General features: G+C 44.7%; 14 protein-coding genes. 3 read left to right on the top strand and 11 right to left on the bottom strand.

Annotated features, from left to right (window positions below; genetic code table 11):
• Positions 1-168: 168 nt before the first annotated feature.
• The 9 genes from murA to AC58VC_RS07485 all read right to left on the bottom strand — a co-directional run bounded on the left by murA (position 169) and on the right by AC58VC_RS07485 (position 10,344).
• On the bottom strand, positions 169-1,461 hold the full coding sequence (murA, locus tag AC58VC_RS07445; protein ID WP_497368204.1) for a UDP-N-acetylglucosamine 1-carboxyvinyltransferase: 1,293 nt from the start codon (positions 1,459-1,461) through the stop codon (positions 169-171).
• A gap of 18 nt (positions 1,462-1,479) precedes the next feature.
• Positions 1,480-2,253 (bottom strand): FHA domain-containing protein, encoded by a 774-nt coding sequence (locus AC58VC_RS07450; RefSeq protein ID WP_497368205.1) that lies wholly within the window; start codon positions 2,251-2,253, stop codon positions 1,480-1,482.
• 96 nt (positions 2,254-2,349) lie between these two features.
• Positions 2,350-2,781: a zinc ribbon domain-containing protein gene (locus tag AC58VC_RS07455; RefSeq protein ID WP_497368206.1), complete on the bottom strand. Its 432-nt coding sequence runs from the start codon at positions 2,779-2,781 to the stop codon at positions 2,350-2,352.
• Between the two features lie 77 nt (positions 2,782-2,858).
• Positions 2,859-4,310 (bottom strand): MDR family MFS transporter, encoded by a 1,452-nt coding sequence (locus tag AC58VC_RS07460; RefSeq protein ID WP_497368207.1) that lies wholly within the window; start codon positions 4,308-4,310, stop codon positions 2,859-2,861.
• Positions 4,311-4,506: 196 nt separating this feature from the next.
• Entirely contained in the window at positions 4,507-5,547 is a 1,041-nt protein-coding gene (locus AC58VC_RS07465; protein ID WP_497368208.1) for an ABC transporter substrate-binding protein, read from the bottom strand.
• Between the two features lie 173 nt (positions 5,548-5,720).
• Positions 5,721-6,692, bottom strand: coding sequence for a galactofuranose ABC transporter, permease protein YjfF (yjfF, locus tag AC58VC_RS07470; RefSeq protein ID WP_497368209.1), 972 nt, complete (start codon positions 6,690-6,692; stop codon positions 5,721-5,723).
• The gene (locus AC58VC_RS07475; protein WP_497368210.1) at positions 6,682-7,713 is read right to left on the bottom strand and encodes an ABC transporter permease; all 1,032 of its coding nucleotides are present in this window, start codon (positions 7,711-7,713) and stop codon (positions 6,682-6,684) included. The genes yjfF and AC58VC_RS07475 overlap by 11 nt, the downstream gene beginning before the upstream one ends.
• Positions 7,714-7,719: 6 nt before the next feature.
• A complete protein-coding gene (locus tag AC58VC_RS07480) occupies positions 7,720-9,228 on the bottom strand; it encodes a sugar ABC transporter ATP-binding protein (protein ID WP_497368211.1) in 1,509 nt (502 codons plus the stop codon).
• Positions 9,229-9,309: 81 nt separating this feature from the next.
• The gene (locus AC58VC_RS07485) at positions 9,310-10,344 is read right to left on the bottom strand and encodes an ABC transporter substrate-binding protein (RefSeq protein ID WP_497368212.1); all 1,035 of its coding nucleotides are present in this window, start codon (positions 10,342-10,344) and stop codon (positions 9,310-9,312) included.
• A 264-nt stretch (positions 10,345-10,608) separates the two neighbouring features.
• Here AC58VC_RS07485 and AC58VC_RS07490 point away from each other — a divergent pair, with 264 nt between their 5' ends.
• Genes AC58VC_RS07490 through AC58VC_RS07500 form a run of 3 tightly spaced genes read left to right on the top strand, consistent with a single transcriptional unit; the run spans position 10,609 to position 15,027 of the window.
• The gene (locus AC58VC_RS07490) at positions 10,609-12,417 is read left to right on the top strand and encodes a cache domain-containing sensor histidine kinase (protein ID WP_497368213.1); all 1,809 of its coding nucleotides are present in this window, start codon (positions 10,609-10,611) and stop codon (positions 12,415-12,417) included.
• Entirely contained in the window at positions 12,417-14,066 is a 1,650-nt protein-coding gene (locus AC58VC_RS07495) for a response regulator (RefSeq protein ID WP_497368214.1), read from the top strand. Before AC58VC_RS07490 ends, AC58VC_RS07495 begins: the two co-directional genes overlap by 1 nt.
• The gene (locus AC58VC_RS07500) at positions 14,050-15,027 is read left to right on the top strand and encodes a sugar ABC transporter substrate-binding protein (protein WP_497368215.1); all 978 of its coding nucleotides are present in this window, start codon (positions 14,050-14,052) and stop codon (positions 15,025-15,027) included. The genes AC58VC_RS07495 and AC58VC_RS07500 overlap by 17 nt, the downstream gene beginning before the upstream one ends.
• A gap of 130 nt (positions 15,028-15,157) precedes the next feature.
• Here AC58VC_RS07500 and AC58VC_RS07505 read toward each other — a convergent pair whose 3' ends face one another.
• Both AC58VC_RS07505 and AC58VC_RS07510 read right to left on the bottom strand, forming a co-directional pair.
• Positions 15,158-16,660 (bottom strand): cohesin domain-containing protein, encoded by a 1,503-nt coding sequence (locus tag AC58VC_RS07505; RefSeq protein WP_497368216.1) that lies wholly within the window; start codon positions 16,658-16,660, stop codon positions 15,158-15,160.
• 26 nt (positions 16,661-16,686) lie between these two features.
• Positions 16,687-20,661 carry a beta-L-arabinofuranosidase domain-containing protein gene (locus AC58VC_RS07510; protein WP_497368217.1) on the bottom strand — a complete coding sequence of 1,325 codons (3,975 nt, stop codon included), beginning with the start codon at positions 20,659-20,661 and terminating at the stop codon, positions 16,687-16,689.
• Positions 20,662-20,663 lie beyond the last annotated feature (2 nt).

The raw sequence follows: 20,663 nt of genomic DNA on the forward strand, positions 1-20,663 counted from the left end.
TGCCTCCATCTTCTCAATCATTCTAAGACATTAGACTATGGCGGCCGGAAAAGGTTGCTTTCTTTCCCAATAAAAGTGAAAATTCGCATTCGATCTTGGTACCAGACATCTTTTTGAAATAAATAAAAAAACACCGCCAATTTCGAAGGCGATGTTTTAGATTTCCGATTATATTCTTTGGCTGATCTGACTAAGGTGCTCCTGCGCATCCATCTCTAGCATCGAAAGTTTAGCCCCAATGGATCTGAAGCTGCCAATAACATCCTCATATCCGCGCTCGATGTGCTCAACGCCGGTAATAAACGTATTCCCCTCTGCCGCTAAACCCGCCATCAGCAAACAAGTGCCTGCACGCACATCTGTGGCATGCACCCAGCCACCTTGCAATGGTCGTCCTCCGGTTATAAAGGCACTTTCGTTACGTAAATCAATTTCGGCGCCAAGCCGCCGCAGCTGTGGAACGTGCGCAAGCCGCTTAGGATAGACACGGTCTGTAACTATGCTCTTGCCCTTGGCTTGCAGCAGAAGTGCGGTCATCGGCTGCTGTAAATCGGTGGCGAAGCTTGGATACATGCCTGTACGGATACGCGTCGCTTTCAGCGAATTCGTTCCATATGCCGTAATCTGACTATCACCACATTCCACATACATCCCTATTTCCTCCAACTTAGCTAGACAGGATCCCAGATGCTCGGGGATGACGTCCATGACAGTAACCTGTCCCCCATGGAGCCCAGCAGACATCAGGAAAGCTCCGGCAATTAGCCTGTCTGGAATGACTGTGTGTGTGCCCCCATCCAAATACGAGACGCCTTCAATTCGAATATGTTCCGTTCCCGCTCCGTAGATTCGCGCACCTAATTGATTGAGGAACCTTGCCGTATCGCAAACCTCCGGATCCATAGCTGCATTATGTAGTTGTGTCCGCCCTTTGGCCAGCACAGCCGCCAGCATGGCATTAATCGTCGCGCCAGAAGTAATGGTGTCGAAATAAATCTCCGCCCCCTTCAGCTCGGCAGCCTCGACTTCGTAATAATCTTTGAAGAGATTTACTTGCGCTCCAAGCGCTTTAAATACCTTGATATGTTGATCAATCGGCCTTGAAACGAAGTCATCGCCACCAGGTAACCCGATTGTGACTTTGCCGAATTTGGAAAGCAACGCGCCTGCAAAATAATAAGACGCCCGGTAACTCGAAGCTTTACCTGGATCAATCACGGAACTGTGAATCCATCGCGGGTCAATGATGACTTGTCCGCCTTGCTGTTGTAACTTCATGCCAATATCTCGCCCAATTTCCGCAATAACACGGACATCGTCTATGCGTGGGATCCCCTCGAAAGTTACGATGTTATCTGCCAGACAAGCAGCGGCAAGTAAAGCAAGGGAGCTGTTCTTCGCTCCCGGAATATGTACCGTTCCGTTAAGTGGGCCAGAATATTCTGCCTGTATATACTTCAAGAAGTGTCCCTACTTTCCTTATGACGATTTCAATTCAGTTTCTAGCATGTAGCCACTGCCGCGGACAGCGCTAATCAGAAAGGTCGCTTTTCCGTATTTTTTTCGCACCCGATAGATCAGGGCATTCAGTTCATCCAGTGTCACGTCTGAGAAGCCTTCTGCTCCTGTAGATCTTTCCGGCCATACTCTAGATTTAATTTCCTCGAGCGGAACGAGCCGATTGGCGTTATCATGCAGCACACGAATCAGTAAATATTCTTTTTCGGACATTAGAATTCGTTTGCCTTCCACGACACATTCTCTTCTCTCCCAGTGAATCATGAGTGGCAATTCCGGTATTTCCAGATGACTGGTGATGCTGAGCGGTTCGATTTCTAAGGTCTGATCGGCAAACATATAAGAAAAGTGGATGACGGTCATCCCCTTAGAGAGCTTAATGATATCAAAATTTTTCAACGTATATGGGGTGTGCGGCGTTAGCAATACACCGTTGATCTCTGTTCCGTGACGACTCCCTAAATCATATAGAACCGCCTTGTCTTGCTCTTTCCGGATGACGAGATGCTCCCGGGAAATAAAGGCGTTCGTGAGGGGCAAATCCGGAGTTAACTGATTGGATACCCGGCCGACCAGTGTTTCATCCTCACTGAGATTCACGCAGGTACCCGATCGATAAGGTTCACCGCGTACGATGTATAAGCATGCAAAGTTTTCCAGTTTACTTCCCTCCTCTTGCTGATGCTGCTTTACTTCTTCAAACAGAAAATGCCCTCTATTATTATGGTAACTCAAAATGAGACTGATTAAAACCTCTTGACACTGACGCCTCGCTCACATTTCAGTAACAGCCGTCTTCAGCTCGCAAGTATTATCCCGCAGATGCAATAACTAGCCCCCGAATAATATATCCATAATGGTTCCTAACTTACCCGACTTATGTCCTCTTAGTACATCCGGATTATAAACTTCTACAAAGCCACAATTCAAGCAAGAAACAAATAAAAAATGATTATTTTCGATATCAAAAATCTTACTAAAACCTGTGCCATTCATGGCAACTTCTTTGACCAAACATTCCCGAGTTCCACACTTAGCACATTTGAATTTATTAATTATCGCATCCTCAATACTGAGTTCCTCAACATCAACGCTATAATTCTTGTCTGCAGCATGCGCTTCATCTACTAAGTGCTCTGGAAGAACTTCTTGCTTACAATTTGGGCATACGTTATCTTTCAAATGAACGAGTTGATGACACCAAGGGCATTCAATCATTAAACCTTCATTCCTTTCTAACAATCTGTAACCAAATTTTAACACATATTGGAAGTGTGATTGCCGTTAACTATGAATTCCAAACAAAAAAAGAACGCAAATGGTTTCCCATGCGTTCTTTTTTACTCCTGGAGACCCACAGGCAGATGCTTATTTCGCTTCTCTTTCAGAATAAAAGTAAGAGGAATAGCCACGATACATATAAACACAGCGATCAGGAAAACGTCCTGAACCGCTAATGTCATGCCCTGATCCCGTATGAAAGATGCGCTTGCTGACACATCTCCGCCTTGTTCCTTCTGGTGAGCGATTGACCTTGCTGCAAGTAGTGAACTGAACACGCCAATTGATAGCGCCCCCGTTGCTTGCCTCACCCAGTTCGTCACAGATGAGGCGTGCCCTGACCTTTCCTTCGAAATGGACGACATTCCCGCATTCATCACCGGCATGAATGCCAGCGAAATACCAACATAACGAATGGTCATCCAGCCCGCGACATACACATGGGAAGCATGCAAGCTAATATGGCTCAGCTCCCAATTGGATATAATTAAGAGAGCTACACCGCCCACAATAAGAGGAAAAGGTCCCGTTCGGCTGTAAAGCTTACCCACAATGGGGGAACAGAGCGCCATGACCATTGAACCGGGCAGCAGAATGAGCGCTGTAACTAGCGGGGTCGAATGCTGGACATCCTGCACAAACACGGGAATTAATAGAGTGCCCGAATACAGCGAAGCGGTAATGATGCAATTAATGATCAAGCTGTACGTAAATCGGCCCGTTTGGAACACACTAAGGTTAAGCAGCGGGTTAGCTACGCGCAGTTCCCTGCGGATGAAGTAAATGAGAGCCGCCACTCCCACAAGAAAAAAGAAGAGTGTTTTCCAATTGGTCCAGCCCCATCCGTTCCCTTCGGTAAAAGAAAGAATAATAAAGGAGCTGCTGAGCAGCACGGTAATAAATCCGGGAAAGTCAAACGTCTTCGACGCATTAATACTATGATAAGGCAAGCATTTGAACGCGACGACTATTGCTGCAATTCCAAATGGCAAATTAAGCAAAAATAACGACTGCCAGCCAAAATATTCCGTTAGCACGCCTCCCAAAGTCGGACCAAATGCAGGCGCCAACATGGAGGACAAGCTCCATAGGCTCATCGCGAACGGCTGTCTGTCTTTTTCAATAAACTGATAAATCATCGTCAGAGTCGTCGGTATAATTAAACCGCTGAACACGCCTTGCAGGATACGGAAAAGAATGAGCGAATCGATGCTCCAGGCTACCGTGCATAATGCGGAGAACAGCGTAAAGCCCGACAGCGCGAAAATATATAATCTTTTATAGCTAAATCTGTCACCGAAATAGCCCACAATAGGAGCGACAACTCCCGTAGCGAGTAAAAAGCCAGTAATCATCCACTGAACCTTGCCGAGCTCAGCGTCGAAATCTTTCATAAATATGGGGAACGCTACGTTAATTGTAGTCGAGCTAAGTATGGACATAAAGTTTCCAAAAAAGATAGCTAAAATAATGAACCAAAACGCCGATCGGCTGGATGAGCTGCTCGTCACTTCATTTCCCCTTTTCACTGATAACGAATGGTTTACTTTGGATATGATTGTATGATGCAATTATTTGTTAATATATGTATTATACAACTACATGTCTATTAGTCAATATATGTATGAGGTGATCAAGCATGAACGAGATGTTGCGCTTCACAAGCATAACAAAAAAACCACCCAGAATGGTGGCTAATCCCATACCTCAATATTTCCTTTTACCAACTTCCTCTAAAGCCATCGTCTCCGTAAAAACACTCTCAGGTGTTACAATTCTTTTGGGCAAGCTCCGTCCTTGCATAAGTTCGTTAACAGCTTGCATTAAGTTAGGGCCTAACAAAGGGTTGCATTCCACGACACTATTAATTTTGCCCTCAGCCATTTTCTCAAATGCTTTGTTCGTACCATCTACAGATACAATGATAATATCCTTTCCAGGACGCAAGCCAAACTCCTCAATCGCCTCAATTGCACCAAGAGCCATATCGTCATTATGCGAATATAGGACGTTAATTTCACTACCCATTTTATTCAGAAAAGACTTCATGACTTGTTTCCCTTGGGCAAAAGTAAAATCAGCCGCCTCGCTCTTTAGAATTTTTAAATTCTCATGTTCCTTAATGACATCTCGGAAACCTTTACCTCTGGCTATGGAAGGGGTCGACCCTTCAGTGCCACCAAGTTCAACGATGCCAACCGTATCTTTAGGCCTGCTCAGTTTATCAATCACGTATTTCCCGGCTTTTCTACCTTCTTCGTAAAAATCTGAACCTATGTAGGTTACATATAAAGAAGAATCACTCACATTTACTAATCGGTCTAGAATAATTAACGGAATGCCAGCTTGTTTAATTTCTTTCAAAATCGGTTCCCAGCCTGACTCGATAACAGGCGCGATCGCGATAACATCTACTTTTTGTTTAATAAAAGAACGAATGGCTTCAAATTGCTTGGATTGTGATTGATCTGCGTCCTCAAAATGCAGTTCAATGCCTGCTTCCTCCGCTGCTTCTCTAATGGATATCGTATTCGCATTCCTCCATGCGCTTTCCGATCCTAGCTGCGAGAATCCCAGTACGATCGGACGAACGAGCCCTTGATCTTGGTCTGTATGATTCACTACGTTTTTAGCGGCTGTTTTATCCTCGCTCGATGTAAAACGAGTGGAGGAATTATGAACAGAATCAAACGTATATAAAATCAAAATCATACCCAGAAACAAGATAATCAACAGTTTGCTTCTCATTAATGAGCTGAATGATCTCCCCAGCATCGGAATCTCCTTTTAGTAAAAATTTACTTCTACTTCCTATGTTTGTATTATAAAACGCTTACAAGAAAGTAACAATATGCATACAGGAAAAAAGGCTTATCTTGACAATTATTCATTGTCCTTCAAAGCCCCTTCAACAAAAAATGTTATGTGCTTTTTCTGGTAAACCAATTCCGCTCACTTAGTGCCTTTTGAAGTAAAATGAATAGGCAAAGCAGCATGCCGATCGCGATTTTCGTCCACCACGAACTAAGTGTTCCCTCGAAACTTACGATTGTCTGAATGACCCCTTGTATCAGAACCCCGAAGAAGGTGCCTGCAATATAGCCTACTCCTCCAGTCAATAGCGTACCGCCAATCACAACAGCTGCGATTGTATCCAGCTCCATCCCCATTGCATGTAAGCCATAACCGGATAACATATAGAACGTGAATACAACACCAGCTAGCGCTGAACAGAAACCACTGAACGCATACACGCCCATCTTCGTTCTCGCTACAGGCAATCCCATCAGGATCGTCGACTGCTCGCTCCCTCCAATGGCATACGCATTGCGCCCGAAGCGCGTGTAATGTGCCATATACATGCCAATAGCAACGACGAGTAAGGCGATGACAACGCTAATTGAAATGAAGTTGCCGCCAGGCAGCGGAATTTTGGTTTGAGCCATGCTCGTGTATATCGGGTCATCGATAGTAATTGTGTTAATGCTGATCACATAACATAAACCCCTCGCTAAGAACATCCCAGCCAATGTGACGATGAAGGGTTGGATTTTGAAATAGTAGATGATGGCACCCATACCCCATCCGAACAACGCGCCTAAGATGAGTACGAGCGGGATAACAAGGATTGGCGACCAGCCTGCTTGCACGAGCGAAGCGGAAATCATGGTCGTTAGGGCAATGACGGAACCGACCGAGAGATCGATCCCGCCTGAGATAATAACGAAGGTCATTCCCACAGCGGTTATCAATAAAAAGGCATTATCGATAAGCAGATTCAGCAGAACTTGCAGAGAGAAAAAGCCTGCATACCGGAAAGAACCTGCGATATACATCATGGCGAATAAACAGATCGTTACATAAATCGGAATATATTTGCGATTAAACAACATGCCGTTTGACCTCCCGTTCAGCTGGATAATGACGACTCTTCCAGCGGGTAACGATGGACTGACGGAAGGCCTCCGATTGAATTAAACAGACGGCCAGTACGACAAAGGCTTTGACTACTAGCGTAATTTCAGGAGGAACACCGATCATATAGATGGTTGTCGTCAATGTTTGAATAATGAGTGCTCCGATCAATGTGCCCGTCAGATAGAATCTTCCGCCATTAAGCGAAGTGCCGCCGATGACGACAGCAAGAATCGCGTCCAGCTCGTACCACAAACCAGCGTTGTTACCGTCAGCGCTGGACACGTTCGAGCTCAAGATCAAGCCGGCAATCCCCGCACATACGCCGCAGAAGATATAGACTGCGAGCATGACCGTCCGGGAGCGAATGCCCGCTAACCGGCTAGCAGTAGGCTTGCAGCCAACAGATTCTATAAACAGTCCGAGCGCTGTTTTGCGCGTCAATATTGCTGCTGCTGCAAACACGATAGCGACCAGAAAGATGGAAAACGGCAAAGTGGCTAGTGAGCCTGCGCCAATATATTTGTACGATGAGCTCGTTACCGTGATGATTTGCCCTCCAGTAATGAGCTGAGCTATTCCCCTTCCGGCCACCATCAGAATCAGGGTAGCGATGATAGGTTGAATGCCCGCGTTCGCAACCAGGAAGCCATTCCACAATCCGAGCAGCAGTGATAACACGAGTGAAATGATAATCGACAGGATGAGTACGCCCACGGCGTTCTGATCACTGCTTTTGCTAATCGTTAAACAAGACAGTGCCCCGGAAATGGCCACCACGGAGCCAACGGAAAGATCGATGCCTTTCGTTGCAATGACCAAGGTCATGCCAATAGCCACTAGAATTAGCGGAGATCCGAAATTTAAAATATCTATTAAACTTCCATATAAATGGCCATCTTTCACTTGAATCGAGAAGAAGCTCGGCGAATAGATGAAATTGAACAACAGCAGCACGGCTAACATGCATACTGGCCAAAACAAATGATGTTTAACCATGTTTCCTCAGCCTCCCGCTATCGCTTTCATGACATTACGCTGACTAATTTCTTCGCCAGATATTTCCTTCACTTTCTTTCGATCCCGCAATACGGCAATGCGTTGACTGACCCTAAGCACTTCTTCCAGCTCGGAAGAAATGAACAGTACCGACATCCCCTTCTGGGAAAGCGATAGGACAAGCTTCTGAATCTCCGCTTTTGCACCGATATCGATTCCCCTTGTTGGCTCATCTAAGATTAAGAGCTTAGGATTCATGAGCAGCCATCTGGCCAGCAGCACTTTCTGCTGATTGCCTCCGCTTAAATTTTTGATGAGATGCTCCGGATTAGGAGGGTTGATATTCAATGCGCGGATATATTCTTCCGCAATTTCATTCTGGCGCTTGCGGGGAATCGCATTGAACCAGCCACGTGTTGCTTGCAGCGCAAGGATAATATTCTCCCGAATGGTGAGATCGTCAATGATGCCTTCCGTTTTCCGGTTCTCGGAGCAGAATGCGATACCTTGGTCAATCGCTTGTCTCGGTGAATGGATCGCTTCATTCGAATCCGTGAACTTCAGCTTACCTGAATCGGCTCGATCTGCGGCAAAAAGCAATCTCGCAAACTCAGTCCTTCCAGATCCTAGAAGCCCCGCCAAACCAACAATTTCCCCCTTATGAATGGTCAAATCCGTGGCTTCAATGGAGCCCTTTTTCCCTAGTGAATAGGCCTCTATTAATACTTCCGCATTCATACCTTTATCGTTCGTACTCTTCGGAAGATCCACCAGCAAATGCAGTTCTTTGCCAATCATCTTGGAAACTAAATCTATGCGGGAGAGTTTCTCAGCCATATATTCTCCAACAAATTCTCCATTACGAAGAATGGTTATTCGATCTGAGATTTCATACACCTGATCAAGGAAATGCGTCACAAATAGGATGGCTAAGCCTTCATTCTTCAGCCTTGTCATGACGGTAAATAGCTGCGTAACTTCTCCCCGGTCCAGACTGGAAGTAGGCTCATCCAGGATAAGCACCTTAGCGGAAATACTGACTGCTCTCGCAATCGCGATTAATTGCTGCACGGCTACCGAATAGTTATGCAGGGGCAATGTCACATCAATCTCCAAATTCATTCTCTTCTTCAGCAGTTCCGCAGCATCTAGGTTCATTTTCTTCCATAAAATACGACCGAAGCGGCGTGGCTCACGGCCAATAAACATATTCTCCGCTACAGAAAGATTTGGACACATGTTGACTTCCTGATACACCGTACTGATTCCCGCTTGCTGCGCGTCCAAAGGGCTATTGATCTTGATCGGATTCTGATCCATCTCTACATATCCTTGGTCAATGGCATATACACCGGTGAGGACCTTGATCAAGGTAGATTTCCCCGCCCCATTCTCGCCCATCAGCGCATGAACTTCTCCGGGGAACAACTGGAAGTTAACACCTGACAGCGCTTTGACACCGGGAAATTGTTTGTTAATATCGGTCATTTGCAAGATCGGCTGATTATCACTCATCGAAAGACTCCTCTCCAAATAGAGAAAAGACACTCCACCTGCTACTTGTATGGAGTGGCTTTCTTCTTTTCTCTTTAGTTATTAGTACTGGCGATCAGCAAGGACTTTCTTCGCGTCTTCTGAAGTAAACACGCCTTCTTTCGTTACGATCCGTTTCTCAATTTGTTTGCCGGCAATAACATCATTAACAGCTTGCATCAGTTGTGGTCCAAGTAACGGATTACACTCAACGATAAAGTTGATTTTACCTTCGCTTGCTGCTGTCATACCGTCTTTTACCGCATCTACGGAAATAATGGTAATGTCTTGACCTGGCTTAAGGCCAGCAGCTTCAATCGCTTGAATGGCTCCAAGCGCCATATCATCATTGTGGGCATATAGCACATCGATATCTTTATGAGCTTTCAGGAACGCCTGCATAACTTCTTTCCCTTTTGCTCGTGTGAAGTCTCCTGTTTGAGAAGCAATCACTTTCAAGTGAGCATTGCCCTTGATCTCTTCAGCAAAACCTGCTTTGCGATCGTTAGCTGGGGCGGAGCCTGTTGTTCCTTGGAGCTCAACAATGTTCACATCTTCCTTGGAATCTTTGTACTTATCGGCAACCCATTTGCCAGCTTTCTTGCCTTCTTCTACGAAATCAGAGCCAATGAACGTTACGTACAAAGATGTATCTTTGGAATCAACAGCGCGGTCTGTCAGAATGACCGGGATTTTCGCATCTTTCGCTTCTTTCAATACCGTATCCCAACCGGATTCAACGACTGGAGAGAACGCAATGACGTCCACTTTCTGTTGAATGTAGGTACGAATGGCTTTGATTTGATTCTCTTGTTTCTGCTGAGCATCGGAGAATTTCAAATCAAAACCGGCGTCTTTGGCTGAATCTTGGACTGACTTCGTATTCGCTGTTCGCCATCCGCTTTCCGCTCCAACCTGAGCAAAGCCAAGCGAGATTTTCTTTGCAGCAGCAGGTGCTGCTGGAGCTGCAGTAGCTCCTGCGTTCGTTGTTGGAGCCGTTGTGCTCGACCCTGTTGTAGTACTACCCCCGCAGGCTGCTGTGAGTAGCATTAGACAGGAAGCCACAACGAGAACCCCCATTTTTTTCGTAATAATCATGTTTTTTCCTCCCCATCGTTCACCTCTTGTTCGGTGTGACCTCATTATAAAACGCTTTCACATACCTTTTATACGGAGTTTCACGCTCAATTCTTATAAATTTTTTAGTGAATTGCCGTGACTTTTTCAAGAAAAGTTTGTTTTTATAAGAGAAAATTGTTATTTGTGGTTGTATGTATACGTTGCCATATCCGCACGGAAGACAATTTGTTATAGTAATATGGAGACTACTACCTCCGCATTAGAAAGGTTACTTAAACATTTATGAGATTAATCCAATGGATTTCATCGAGCTTACAAACGAAATTGCTCACAATGTTTATCATTCTAACGTGCATTCCTCTTATCGCGGTTGGACTCATCTCCTACCAGAAATCATTCAAAACCGTTTTTAATAACAGTAAGGCAGCCGCCATGCTATCCGCAGATCAGCTTGCCAGAGATCTTGACACACAATTTATAGACACAAGAAAGCTGCTTGAAATTAGTAAAAACACACAAGTGCTTCGGTTCTTATTTTCCCAAGAAGATACCTACGAGGATACCAAACAAATCCTAAGGACAATGGATTCCTACAGACAAACGTACCAATATGATAGCGTTCTCAATATAACCATGGTGAACTTGTACGGCCGAGGCATTAGTGAAAGAAAGGGGTTGTTTCAGCTTGAGAAGAATCCGCTGCGCAACTTACACTTGACTCATTTGACTAAAAACCCGGACGAGGTCTTAATTGTCCCTCCTTCTGAAGCTTCTGCGCTGGACAGAATCGACGGCTTTCAATACAGTAACACGAATGTCATCTCGATCATGGCCGCCGTGAAGCAGCAAATTACACATGAAGTAATTGGATTTATCGTCATCGATGTAGATGATAAAGTTGTCACGCAATTTTGCGATAACGTTACGATCGGTCAGTCAGGATTCTACTTTGTTGTCGACTCATCCGGCACCCCCATCTTTACGCCATCAACGCTCAAAGCAAAAGTCAAGCTCCCGCTTCCTGCAGATTTATCACACATACTAAACGGAACTGACACGAATTACATAGACTCATCCGAAGGCAAACCGAAATTCGTCTACGTAGCTCCTTCGCAGATGACAGGCTGGAGTATTGTAGGCTACGTACCTCTCCAAGAGATTGTTGAAGAAGCTAATTCCATTCGACAACTCATCATCATTACCGTTGTGTTAAGTTTTATCTTTGCGGTTTCCCTTCATTTTTTCATTTCGAACCGCTTGATACATCCTCTTCATCTTTTAAAAAGTAAAATGCAGCTCGCCGCTTCAGGTTACTTGGAAGCCAAAGTCGTTCCAAAGGGCAACGATGAAGTCGCTCTACTCGGCAAAAGCTTTAATATTATGCTTAGCAAAATTCGAAAGCTGCTCGAACAAAGCATTAAAGAGCAAGAGGAAATTAAAAAGGCGGAATTGCGGGCATTGCAAGCACAGATTAATCCCCACTTTCTGTATAACACACTGGATTCCATCGTTTGGATGGCCGAAGCAGGCAAGAATAATCAAGTCATTCAGTTGGTTCAATCGCTATCCAAGCTTTTCCGAATTTCTTTAAGCAAGGGCCGTGACTGGATTATTATTACTAAAGAAGTCGAGCATGTACATAGTTATTTAGTCATTCAACAAATGCGCTACCGCGATATTTTGGATTATGAGATTCAGATTGACTCCCGTTTGAACCCTTATCCGATCTTGAAAATGATCCTGCAGCCCATTGTAGAAAACGCTTTATATCATGGTTTAAAAAACAAGCGAAGAAAAGGTATGATTCGAATTAACGGCCTGATTGAGAACGAGGAAGACATTGTACTGATTGTAGAAGATGACGGGATCGGGATGTCACCGGAGAAGCTTGAACAGACACGCGAGTATTTAACAAACGATCAACTTCCTGAGGAAACCGGCAATGAAGTATCCGGAGGGTTCGGCCTGCATAATGTACAACAAAGAATTAAACTGTATTACGGGAATAAGTACGGTGTGAGTATCGATAGTATTCAAAATGAGGGAACGAAAGTTTCCATTCGAATCCCCCTGACAGGAGGTAATATGTAATGAAAAAAGTATTGCTGGTTGACGATGAAATCCTAATCCGCGAAACGATACGTGATACGATCCAATGGGAGAAGGAAGGTTTTATTTACTGCGGAGATGCTTCAGACGGTGAAGTCGCCCTTCCGATGATCGAGCAGTATCAACCTGATATTCTCATTACAGATATTAGAATGCCCTTCATGGATGGCTTGGAACTCAGTTCATTTGTCAGGAAAAATATGCCTGATATCAAAATTGTTATCCTGAGCGGGCATGGCGATTTCGAATATGCACGAACAGCTCTGCGTCTAGGCATAGAGGAATATTGCACAAAGCCGATTAGCTCGGCCGATTTACTCCTGACTCTTCGTCAGGTTAGCGACAAGATTGATGCTGCACGTTTGGAGAAATTGGAGATCGAGCAATTAAAGCAGGAAGAAAAAAGGCAAGCCAGTTTAACCCAAAGTAAGCTGCTTAATGATTTGTGCAGCGGATTTATTACAACGTCGGAAGCTGTTCATTTAAGTTCCAAATTGCACTTGAATCTGCTCTCTCGTTACTATGTTGTTGTAACCGCCGACTTCCGAAAACTAGCTCCTCCTGGTTCCGGTTCGGAAGACATCTTTGACGATATGAAGCAAGCCGAGCATAATCTGAATCTCAAGCTGGATGGCAACAGCCACTTGATGTTCAAACGAAGTAAAACGGAATGTGTATGGATATTGAAATATGAATCACCAGAACAAACCAAACAAGCATTAGATACGGTTCAACAAGCTCAAAACCAATCGATGGAGCATCTCTCCTACTCCATTTCCATTGGTATCGGAAGTGTTCAAGACCGGATGCAGGGCATTCATGTTTCTTTCCTTGAAGCCATGGAAGACATGCACTGGCGCCGTTTATCCCGTCAGAATCGCCATGCGATGCTGGAATCAAGAAACGGTTCCTTCGAGCAGTCCGTGTTCTTAGACCGGGCCAAATTTGTAGAATTTCTGAAGATCGGCTCACCGGCTAATGCAGAAACGTTTATTCATTCTTTTGCCTCCATCCTTCAGCATATAGATTGGCACTCTTCACTTATTGGCTATTATATTTTAAACGATTTGACGTTGGAAGTATTTCGATCAGCAAGGGATTCTTACCCCAACATAGCGAACTTCGATATGACACTTCATGAGTTGCAGATGGACATAGAATCGATACGGACACTCGATGAAGCGCGCTCCTTCTTGATTAAACTTGCCGAACACTATTGGCAGTGGCGATCCGGAGCCTCTGATAAACATGGCGATATGTTGATTAAAGTGAAGAAATATATCCATGAGCATTATGATAAAGATTACTTTTCTCTTCAAGATGCTGCTGACCATGTCAATTTAAGCTCAGGTCATTTAAGCAAAGTGTTCAGTCAAGAAAATGGTCAAACGTTCATTGAATATTTAACACAAACAAGAATCCGCAAAGCGATGGAACTGCTTCAGACAACACAGGCCAAATCCTATGAGATCGCTTTCCTTGTTGGCTATAATGATGCTCACTACTTTTCAAATCTATTCAAGCGAGTAACCGGTATGACGACAAGACAGTTCCGCAAAAATGGCCAGTATAACAAAGACCTGCCTACACCTGAGAGAGAGGAGCATAAGGGCTTTGTCAGTTACTCTTAGGAAATCCCTTTTAATCCTAGTGTTCTTCTCACTCTTTACAACCGTAGGCTGCCAGGATACCAATCATTCAGCTGCTGCTTTGTTCTCTACGGTAACTCCATCATCATCACAAAAAAGTGAACGTCCTCCCGCTTATACATTTGGGATTATTTATCCAATGGCCCATTCTTTTTATGAAGTCATTACTCAACTAGCTGAAAAGACTGCTGCTTCCAATTCCGTTCAGTTAATTGTCAAAGCGCCGGAAGAGGTTAGTTTAGAACAGCAGATTCGAATGATGGAAACCATGATTAAACAAAAGGTAGATGGCATTGCGATTGCTCCAATCGATCCAGATGCCCTTGTCCCTGCTATTAATAAAGCTGTAGAAGCTGGTATACCGGTTGTTTGTTTCGAAACCGACTCACCTTTAAGTCGGCGCCTATCCTACATCGGACCTGATCATTACGAAGGTGGGGCTTTAATGGGTGAAGTCGCCAGCAAGCTCATGAAAGGAAAAGGCATGGTCCTAGTTGAATCGGGGATGTCTGGTACACCTATTCAGAAAAACCGGCTTTCCGGCATGCTCGACTACTTGTCTCGAAATACAGCTATTCAAGTGCTTGAAGTAGGTTATAACGAGGGCTCCTCCGATAAAGCTCTGTCTGACATGGAGCGTATGATTGATGACCACCCTCACTTTGACACTCTTATCACTCTTGATATCTTATCTAGCTCCGCCTCGATCCTCTTATGGAAGGCCAAAGGACTGAAACGGAATGCCTTGTCTTTCGGGATGATGCCCAATGTGAAAGATGCACTTATCAACGGTCAGATTACCTCCGTTATCTCTCAGAATGAACAAGTCTGGGGAGATTATATTATTGCACAATTGCTGCCCGCAGCACGTGGAGAAACGATTCCGGTTTATATGGATACCGGGAATAAAGAGATGACGAAGGATTCACTAGAAGTAAAATAAAAACATCCCTTCCCGCAGATGCCTGCAGGAAGGGATGTTTTTGGTGTTCAGCATACGCTGGTGAACACGTTGATGCAAAGAATGGGCTGCCCCAGCCACATACAACGCTGGGACAGCTTCTTTTTTTAGCTTACTCTTCTGTAAGCCACTCGTCGATAATCATTCTAGCAACTGCTGCCAGATCTTGAATGTCAATCGTATCCGAATTATTGATATCTGCCTTCTCGATTTGACTCCAGTTCGCATCTGTCGAAGTAGCTCCATAGTATTTCGCAATCATAGACAAGTCATTAATTGTAATTTTCGTTGCACCAGGAACCAAGGTAATGATGCTGTTCGAGAACAGCTGCAGCGCTGCAGCCAACTCATCTTTCGCAGTGTCCACCTGAGATTGTGTGACGGATGAGTTATCGAACACAGCTTTTGCACTTGTAATAGCTGCCTGCAAGGCTGCTTTCGATTCGCTAGCATACTGACCAACCTTAGTACCAATGACAGCAGCATCCAACTTACTCTGAGCGCTAACAAGCAATGCGCCGAGTGCTTCTTTGTCTGCTTGACCTGGACCAGGACCAGTTGAAGTATTCACCGATTTAATGAATGTTCTTAAAGCAGCATCCAAACTGCTCAAAGCTGTTTGTACTTCCGCTTCTGTTGCTCCAGCGTTGTCACGAACAACTTTCGCATCGTTAATAGCGAGCAATAATGTATGTTTGGAACCGTTTGGATATTGACCGACTTCAGTGCCCTCAACAGCCGCATCATGCTGGCTCTGAGCCGACGCAATCATGGTGCTTAACGCTTCTTTATCCAAAGCATGAATTTGAAGAGTCAAGGAAGCTCCGTCCAGATCTACCTTTGCCCCATTTGAAGATACGGCGGCATCAGACAGATAAACATTGCTGGTAACCGAAGTGGTAACGAGATTGGCTTTCGCATGCAGGCTAAGCAGATCACCGCCAGCCACCTCGTTCCCTGAGCCAATACTGGACATTAGGATTAATATTTGACCTTTTTCCGGCTTAACTCCTGTAACAAGCACCTTAAAGTTCTCTTTCAGTGAACCGATCGACGCTTCCGCCAACGAGATAAGTCCATTATCCGTCACTGTTTCAAATTGCAGCAGATTGGGATCGTAATTTAGCACGACATTTAAAATAGAGAAGGTAGATGTATGATTACTTACACCCAGCTTCAAATCGATCGGTTGACCGCCTAAGACAGAAGCAGGTCCAGTTAATGTTGCCGATGGCGATGACGAACTTGAAAGTTGGAAGCTTCCGGAATAGGGAAGTGCCACGCCTTCGCCGCCTATTTTGAACGTATACGTACCTCCTAACCAACCATTTGGTGAGTACGTAAAGGCAAAGTGGCCACCCTCTCCACTGCTGGTTTGGTTCAAATACTCGAGTTGTCCCTGAGGGTTATTGACAATCATCGTGACATCCTTGCCCATGCCAAGACTGATTACTCCTTGAAAAGTGACCTTTTGTGTTGTTTGATCGACCGTGGTTTCTACCTGATTGATCTCAGCCGTTGTTCCAGCCGCAGCTGCTTTAGGCGCAGGAATAATTGCCAGCATACAGATGAACATCACCAAAGTTGCGACAACAGAAATGATTCTTTTAGACACACGTTCCCCTCCTTCTCGATAACTCATTACTGATTAAGTTTGAAATAAGCATGATAGGCAAAATTATAAGCTGTGTACATAGGCACTAACGTAATTCCGTTCGTTGTGAAATTCAGCGGTGTGCCTGCCACTGGCGTAATGGACTGGGAAAGATCGGTTTCGTTCAAATTCAAGTTAATAAACTTCGTGCTGCTGTTTTTGCCGACCATGAGAAGCGGTCCATAGAAAATGCTGCCCATCGCAGGATCATCTGGTGTTTTTTCTACACGTAAGCTGTACGGCATTGAAATCTCAATTTTGTCGTTGTCAGCCCATACTTTGCTTATTGTGACATACGTGCTTGGTGTTGCGGTCATGTTTTGCGCTACACCATTTACCTTAACCGTGAAGCCTTTAACAGCCCAGTAAGGTACGCGAAGCTTAATATCCAACTGACCGCTGCCCTTAACGGTAAGCGTGCTGCCTTCCTCACTGGGGAAGTTCGTTGTTTGGACAACGGATATTCCTTTTTCAGCCCAATTCAATGTTGATGGCATATACAAGTTGACGTACAAAGATTTCTTATCACTTGAGCGGAAATAGATAGAATCCTGGTATTTGGTTTGGCTTTCCAAGCCCGTTCCTGCGCAGCAGGTAAAGCTAGTGCGGCCATATCCCTTCGTGCTGCCCGGACCTAATGGCATGAAGTAAACAACACCATTGTTGGAAGCACTTTGATCTTTGGAAGGAAGAATACCGTTATACAAACCTCTTTCATAAAAGTCCATATATTTCGCATCCGGATTGTGGAAGAATAGTTCTCTAGTCAGCTTCAGCATGTTATACGTTGCACAGTCCTCGGCTTGACTATTTTTGCTGGTACCACCCTCCAGAATATAGGAAGCAATTTTGTCAGATTCCTTGAACAACTCGCCTACACCGCTGCCGCCGTTACTGAATTGGCGATGATTCGTCACCATGCCCCAGAAATTTTGAGCTACTTTATAGTAGGAAGCGTCATTCGTTTGATCATACACTTTCAATGCGCCAATAATTTGTGGAATGTGTTGGTTAGCATGAATACCATTTAACGTATCTTGATTATTTGCCGTTGGCGTGAACAGCTTGGAATTATCAAACATTTTGGCTGTTCCCAAATATTTAGTGTTGCCAGTAATTGTACTAATTTCTGCTAAAACTTCGTTCATCCCACCGAACTCACCGGCAATGTATCTGCCCCACATGCTGTTTAGTGTGGATTGCGGCAATTTGCTCAATCGACTATCCACCCAATCCGACATTTTAACAAGCATACTTAAGGCTTTTGCATTTCCGGTCGCTTTGTAGCTGTCTAGTAAACCTGCCATGATTTTGTGCAGCGTGTAGTAAGGAGCCCAGATCGTATTGAAATCAGACTCATTCCCGTTGTATACAGCACCATTCTCCAATAAAATGAATTGCCATTCCCCGTAAGCACTTAGAAAGCCAAGAGAGTTATTCCCCACTAAGGCAGGATTATTTTTCCCGAGGTTTGATTTCTCCATGCCATTCGGTTGTGTTGCCAACGCATCCTGGACTTTTGCCAATTCGTCGATCATGTAATCAATTTTTGTTTTCCATTTTGCCTCGCCACTGCTGGCATAAGCCTGAGCGAAAGCAGACAAGAAATGTCCTGTGGAATGACCTCTTAATTTGCCCGCTGCCGAATCCCAACCGCCCATTGCTGTGGCTCCTTTGGTATCAAGTCCTGCAGCAGCTCGGAAGGCGAAAAGCAATTTATCCAAATTATAACCGTCCAGATATAAATATTCACTGTCTCTTAACTTTGTAAAAATACTGTCTTGTAGAGTAACATCACTTAAGCCAAATGGCTGAACAACAAGGTTTGCTTCACCTGGTGTCGACGTCACTTGTCCGCTGATGGATTTGCTCCAAGCGCTGGTGCCAGTGCTGTTTTTCGCCCTTACCGCGTACGTATGCTTGGAGCCATACAGCAATCCCTGATGGATAAATGGACTTGTAACATTATTAATGGTTGTTCCATCCATTTCCAGGTCATAACTTGCTGCCTCAGGCGTTGGCTGCCAGGCAATCTCAATCTGTGGAATGGTCTCTGACGGTGTAGCGGTAATTCCAGCCGGAATGCCTGGTGCGCTTGTCAATTTCGCTACGCCGCTAAGGGGCTGCAAATGCGAAGTTTGCAAATCAGTTCCATCCCAAACAAGCACCTTGGCTGAATAACCTGTTACATCAGCAGGTAAAGTCAGATTTGCGGTTAAGGTGACGGGATCACCTTTCGTCACACTTTTACTCACTTGCGTTTTATCCACCAATTTGCCAGCTGCATCATAAAGCGCGAGTGTTACCAAAGAAGCAACATCTCTACTTCCCTTATTCGTTCCAGTTACAGTTGCAGTAAGTGTTTGACTGCCATTCAGGCTGCTCATATTGAACGCTGATTGAAAGCTAAGTGTTCTCACTTTGATATGGGCAACTGCTTTGATGCTTGTTCCTTCTACTGTCCCTTGAACAGTGAAAGAACCTTCAGCAGCATACTCCGTTGGGTTAACATTATCCCAAGTTACGCTTAGTTGTCTTGTCGTTTCCTCGTCATTGTAAACTGCAATAACATTACTCGGTAGGACTGGCGCTGTGCCAACAACCGTATCGATGTTTACTGCTTCAATACTGCTTAATGTCAACACGAATGGCTCTTCCAGCACTGTCACGACGAAAGTTTTCGTATCCGTAGTGCTCCCATTCTTGATCGTAGCTGTGAGGTTAACGACCGCATTGCCAGATCGTGCCGCCGGTCGGACGACAGTTCCGTCATTATGTATTACGCTCGTATTGCTGGATTGCCAAGTTATAACGGAGCCATTACGTCCTTCCGTTGGCAAATCCAAATTTCTGGTTACTGCACTTATGCTCCCCAGACTAATAGCTTCCTTATCTAACTGCAGTTTCTGTTGATCAGATAATTGAGCGAGCACTATGGCTTCAAAAACTTTAGAATCATGTGCAGCTCCCTTCGTCACTGTTGCCGTTAGTGTAACAGCTGCGTCAGATTGACCTGGAGCAGGGCGAGTGACCTTGCCATCTGTCGCAATGACACTCGTATTACTGGATTGCCATGCAATATCGGAACCGTATGGCCCCTTTTTTACTAATGATAGATCTGTGTCCACAGTTCTAAGATTAACCCCCGCAAGAAGGGCGGCCATGTCAGCAGACACTAATTCGCTGTCAGGCTTATTAATTAACCCGGCTACTTCGGAAGCACCAAGGGCTCTATTATAAATACGAAAATCTGAGAACAACGCATTGATCGTAGGATCAGCAAACTGCCCTTTCCCAATATAGTTAGCTGTCGTTGCGCCAAGACTTGCTGGAGTCAAAGTTAACGAAGTATTTTCGCCGACTTTCAACCCATTTTCATAAAGTGTAACCGTATGCCCATTTAAAACAACCGTCACATGCTTCCAAATGTTAGTCGTAAGCGCTGTGCCTTTTTGCGCCTTCTCTTCATTTGACCAGCCACTCGTCGTAATCCCGAAAGCTAATCCTTTTGCTCCATCGTTATTCCCAGTAGGTGTTAAATACATATAGCTGGTCGTATTCCCTACACCAAAGTCGAAAATACGCATGTAACTCGTTGTCGCACGCATATTCACCCATGTAGATATTGTGAAATTGTTAACGCCGTTAAATATCCCATTTGGCAGCTTGACATTAGCACCCGTTGCACTCGGTCCGCCGCTCAAGCTAATCGCTTTGCCCTGCTCCCAATCCGTAAAGCTATAAGTTTCTCCTGCTGCCGTTGCATTGTTACCATTTCCTGAAGCATCCTTAATTACATTCCCGCTCACATCGTCAAACTTATACCACGCAATTAAACCGTCCGTTGTTCCAGCAGCGTGTGCATGAGGCGTGATATCTGTGAAACCAAGCAGCAAATTTACAGCAAAAATAACAAGAATATTAACAATAGAAACAGCTCTCTTCAATGAGTAGGTTATCATTG

This window comes from Paenibacillus sp. J22R67 (genome assembly GCF_059692175.1).

Excerpts from the sequence above, each read along its gene's own strand:
- AC58VC_RS07465 (WP_497368208.1), bottom strand. The coding sequence starts at position 5,547 with ATGAGAAGCAAACTGTTGATTATCTTGTTTCTGGGTATGATTTTGATT.
- yjfF (WP_497368209.1), bottom strand. The coding sequence starts at position 6,692 with ATGTTGTTTAATCGCAAATATATTCCGATTTATGTAACGATCTGTTTA.
- AC58VC_RS07475 (WP_497368210.1), bottom strand. The coding sequence starts at position 7,713 with ATGGTTAAACATCATTTGTTTTGGCCAGTATGCATGTTAGCCGTGCTG.
- AC58VC_RS07480 (WP_497368211.1), bottom strand. The coding sequence starts at position 9,228 with ATGAGTGATAATCAGCCGATCTTGCAAATGACCGATATTAACAAACAA.
- AC58VC_RS07485 (WP_497368212.1), bottom strand. The coding sequence starts at position 10,344 with ATGATTATTACGAAAAAAATGGGGGTTCTCGTTGTGGCTTCCTGTCTA.
- AC58VC_RS07490 (WP_497368213.1), top strand. The coding sequence starts at position 10,609 with ATGAGATTAATCCAATGGATTTCATCGAGCTTACAAACGAAATTGCTC.
- AC58VC_RS07495 (WP_497368214.1), top strand. The coding sequence starts at position 12,417 with ATGAAAAAAGTATTGCTGGTTGACGATGAAATCCTAATCCGCGAAACG.
- AC58VC_RS07510 (WP_497368217.1), bottom strand. The coding sequence starts at position 20,661 with ATGATAACCTACTCATTGAAGAGAGCTGTTTCTATTGTTAATATTCTT.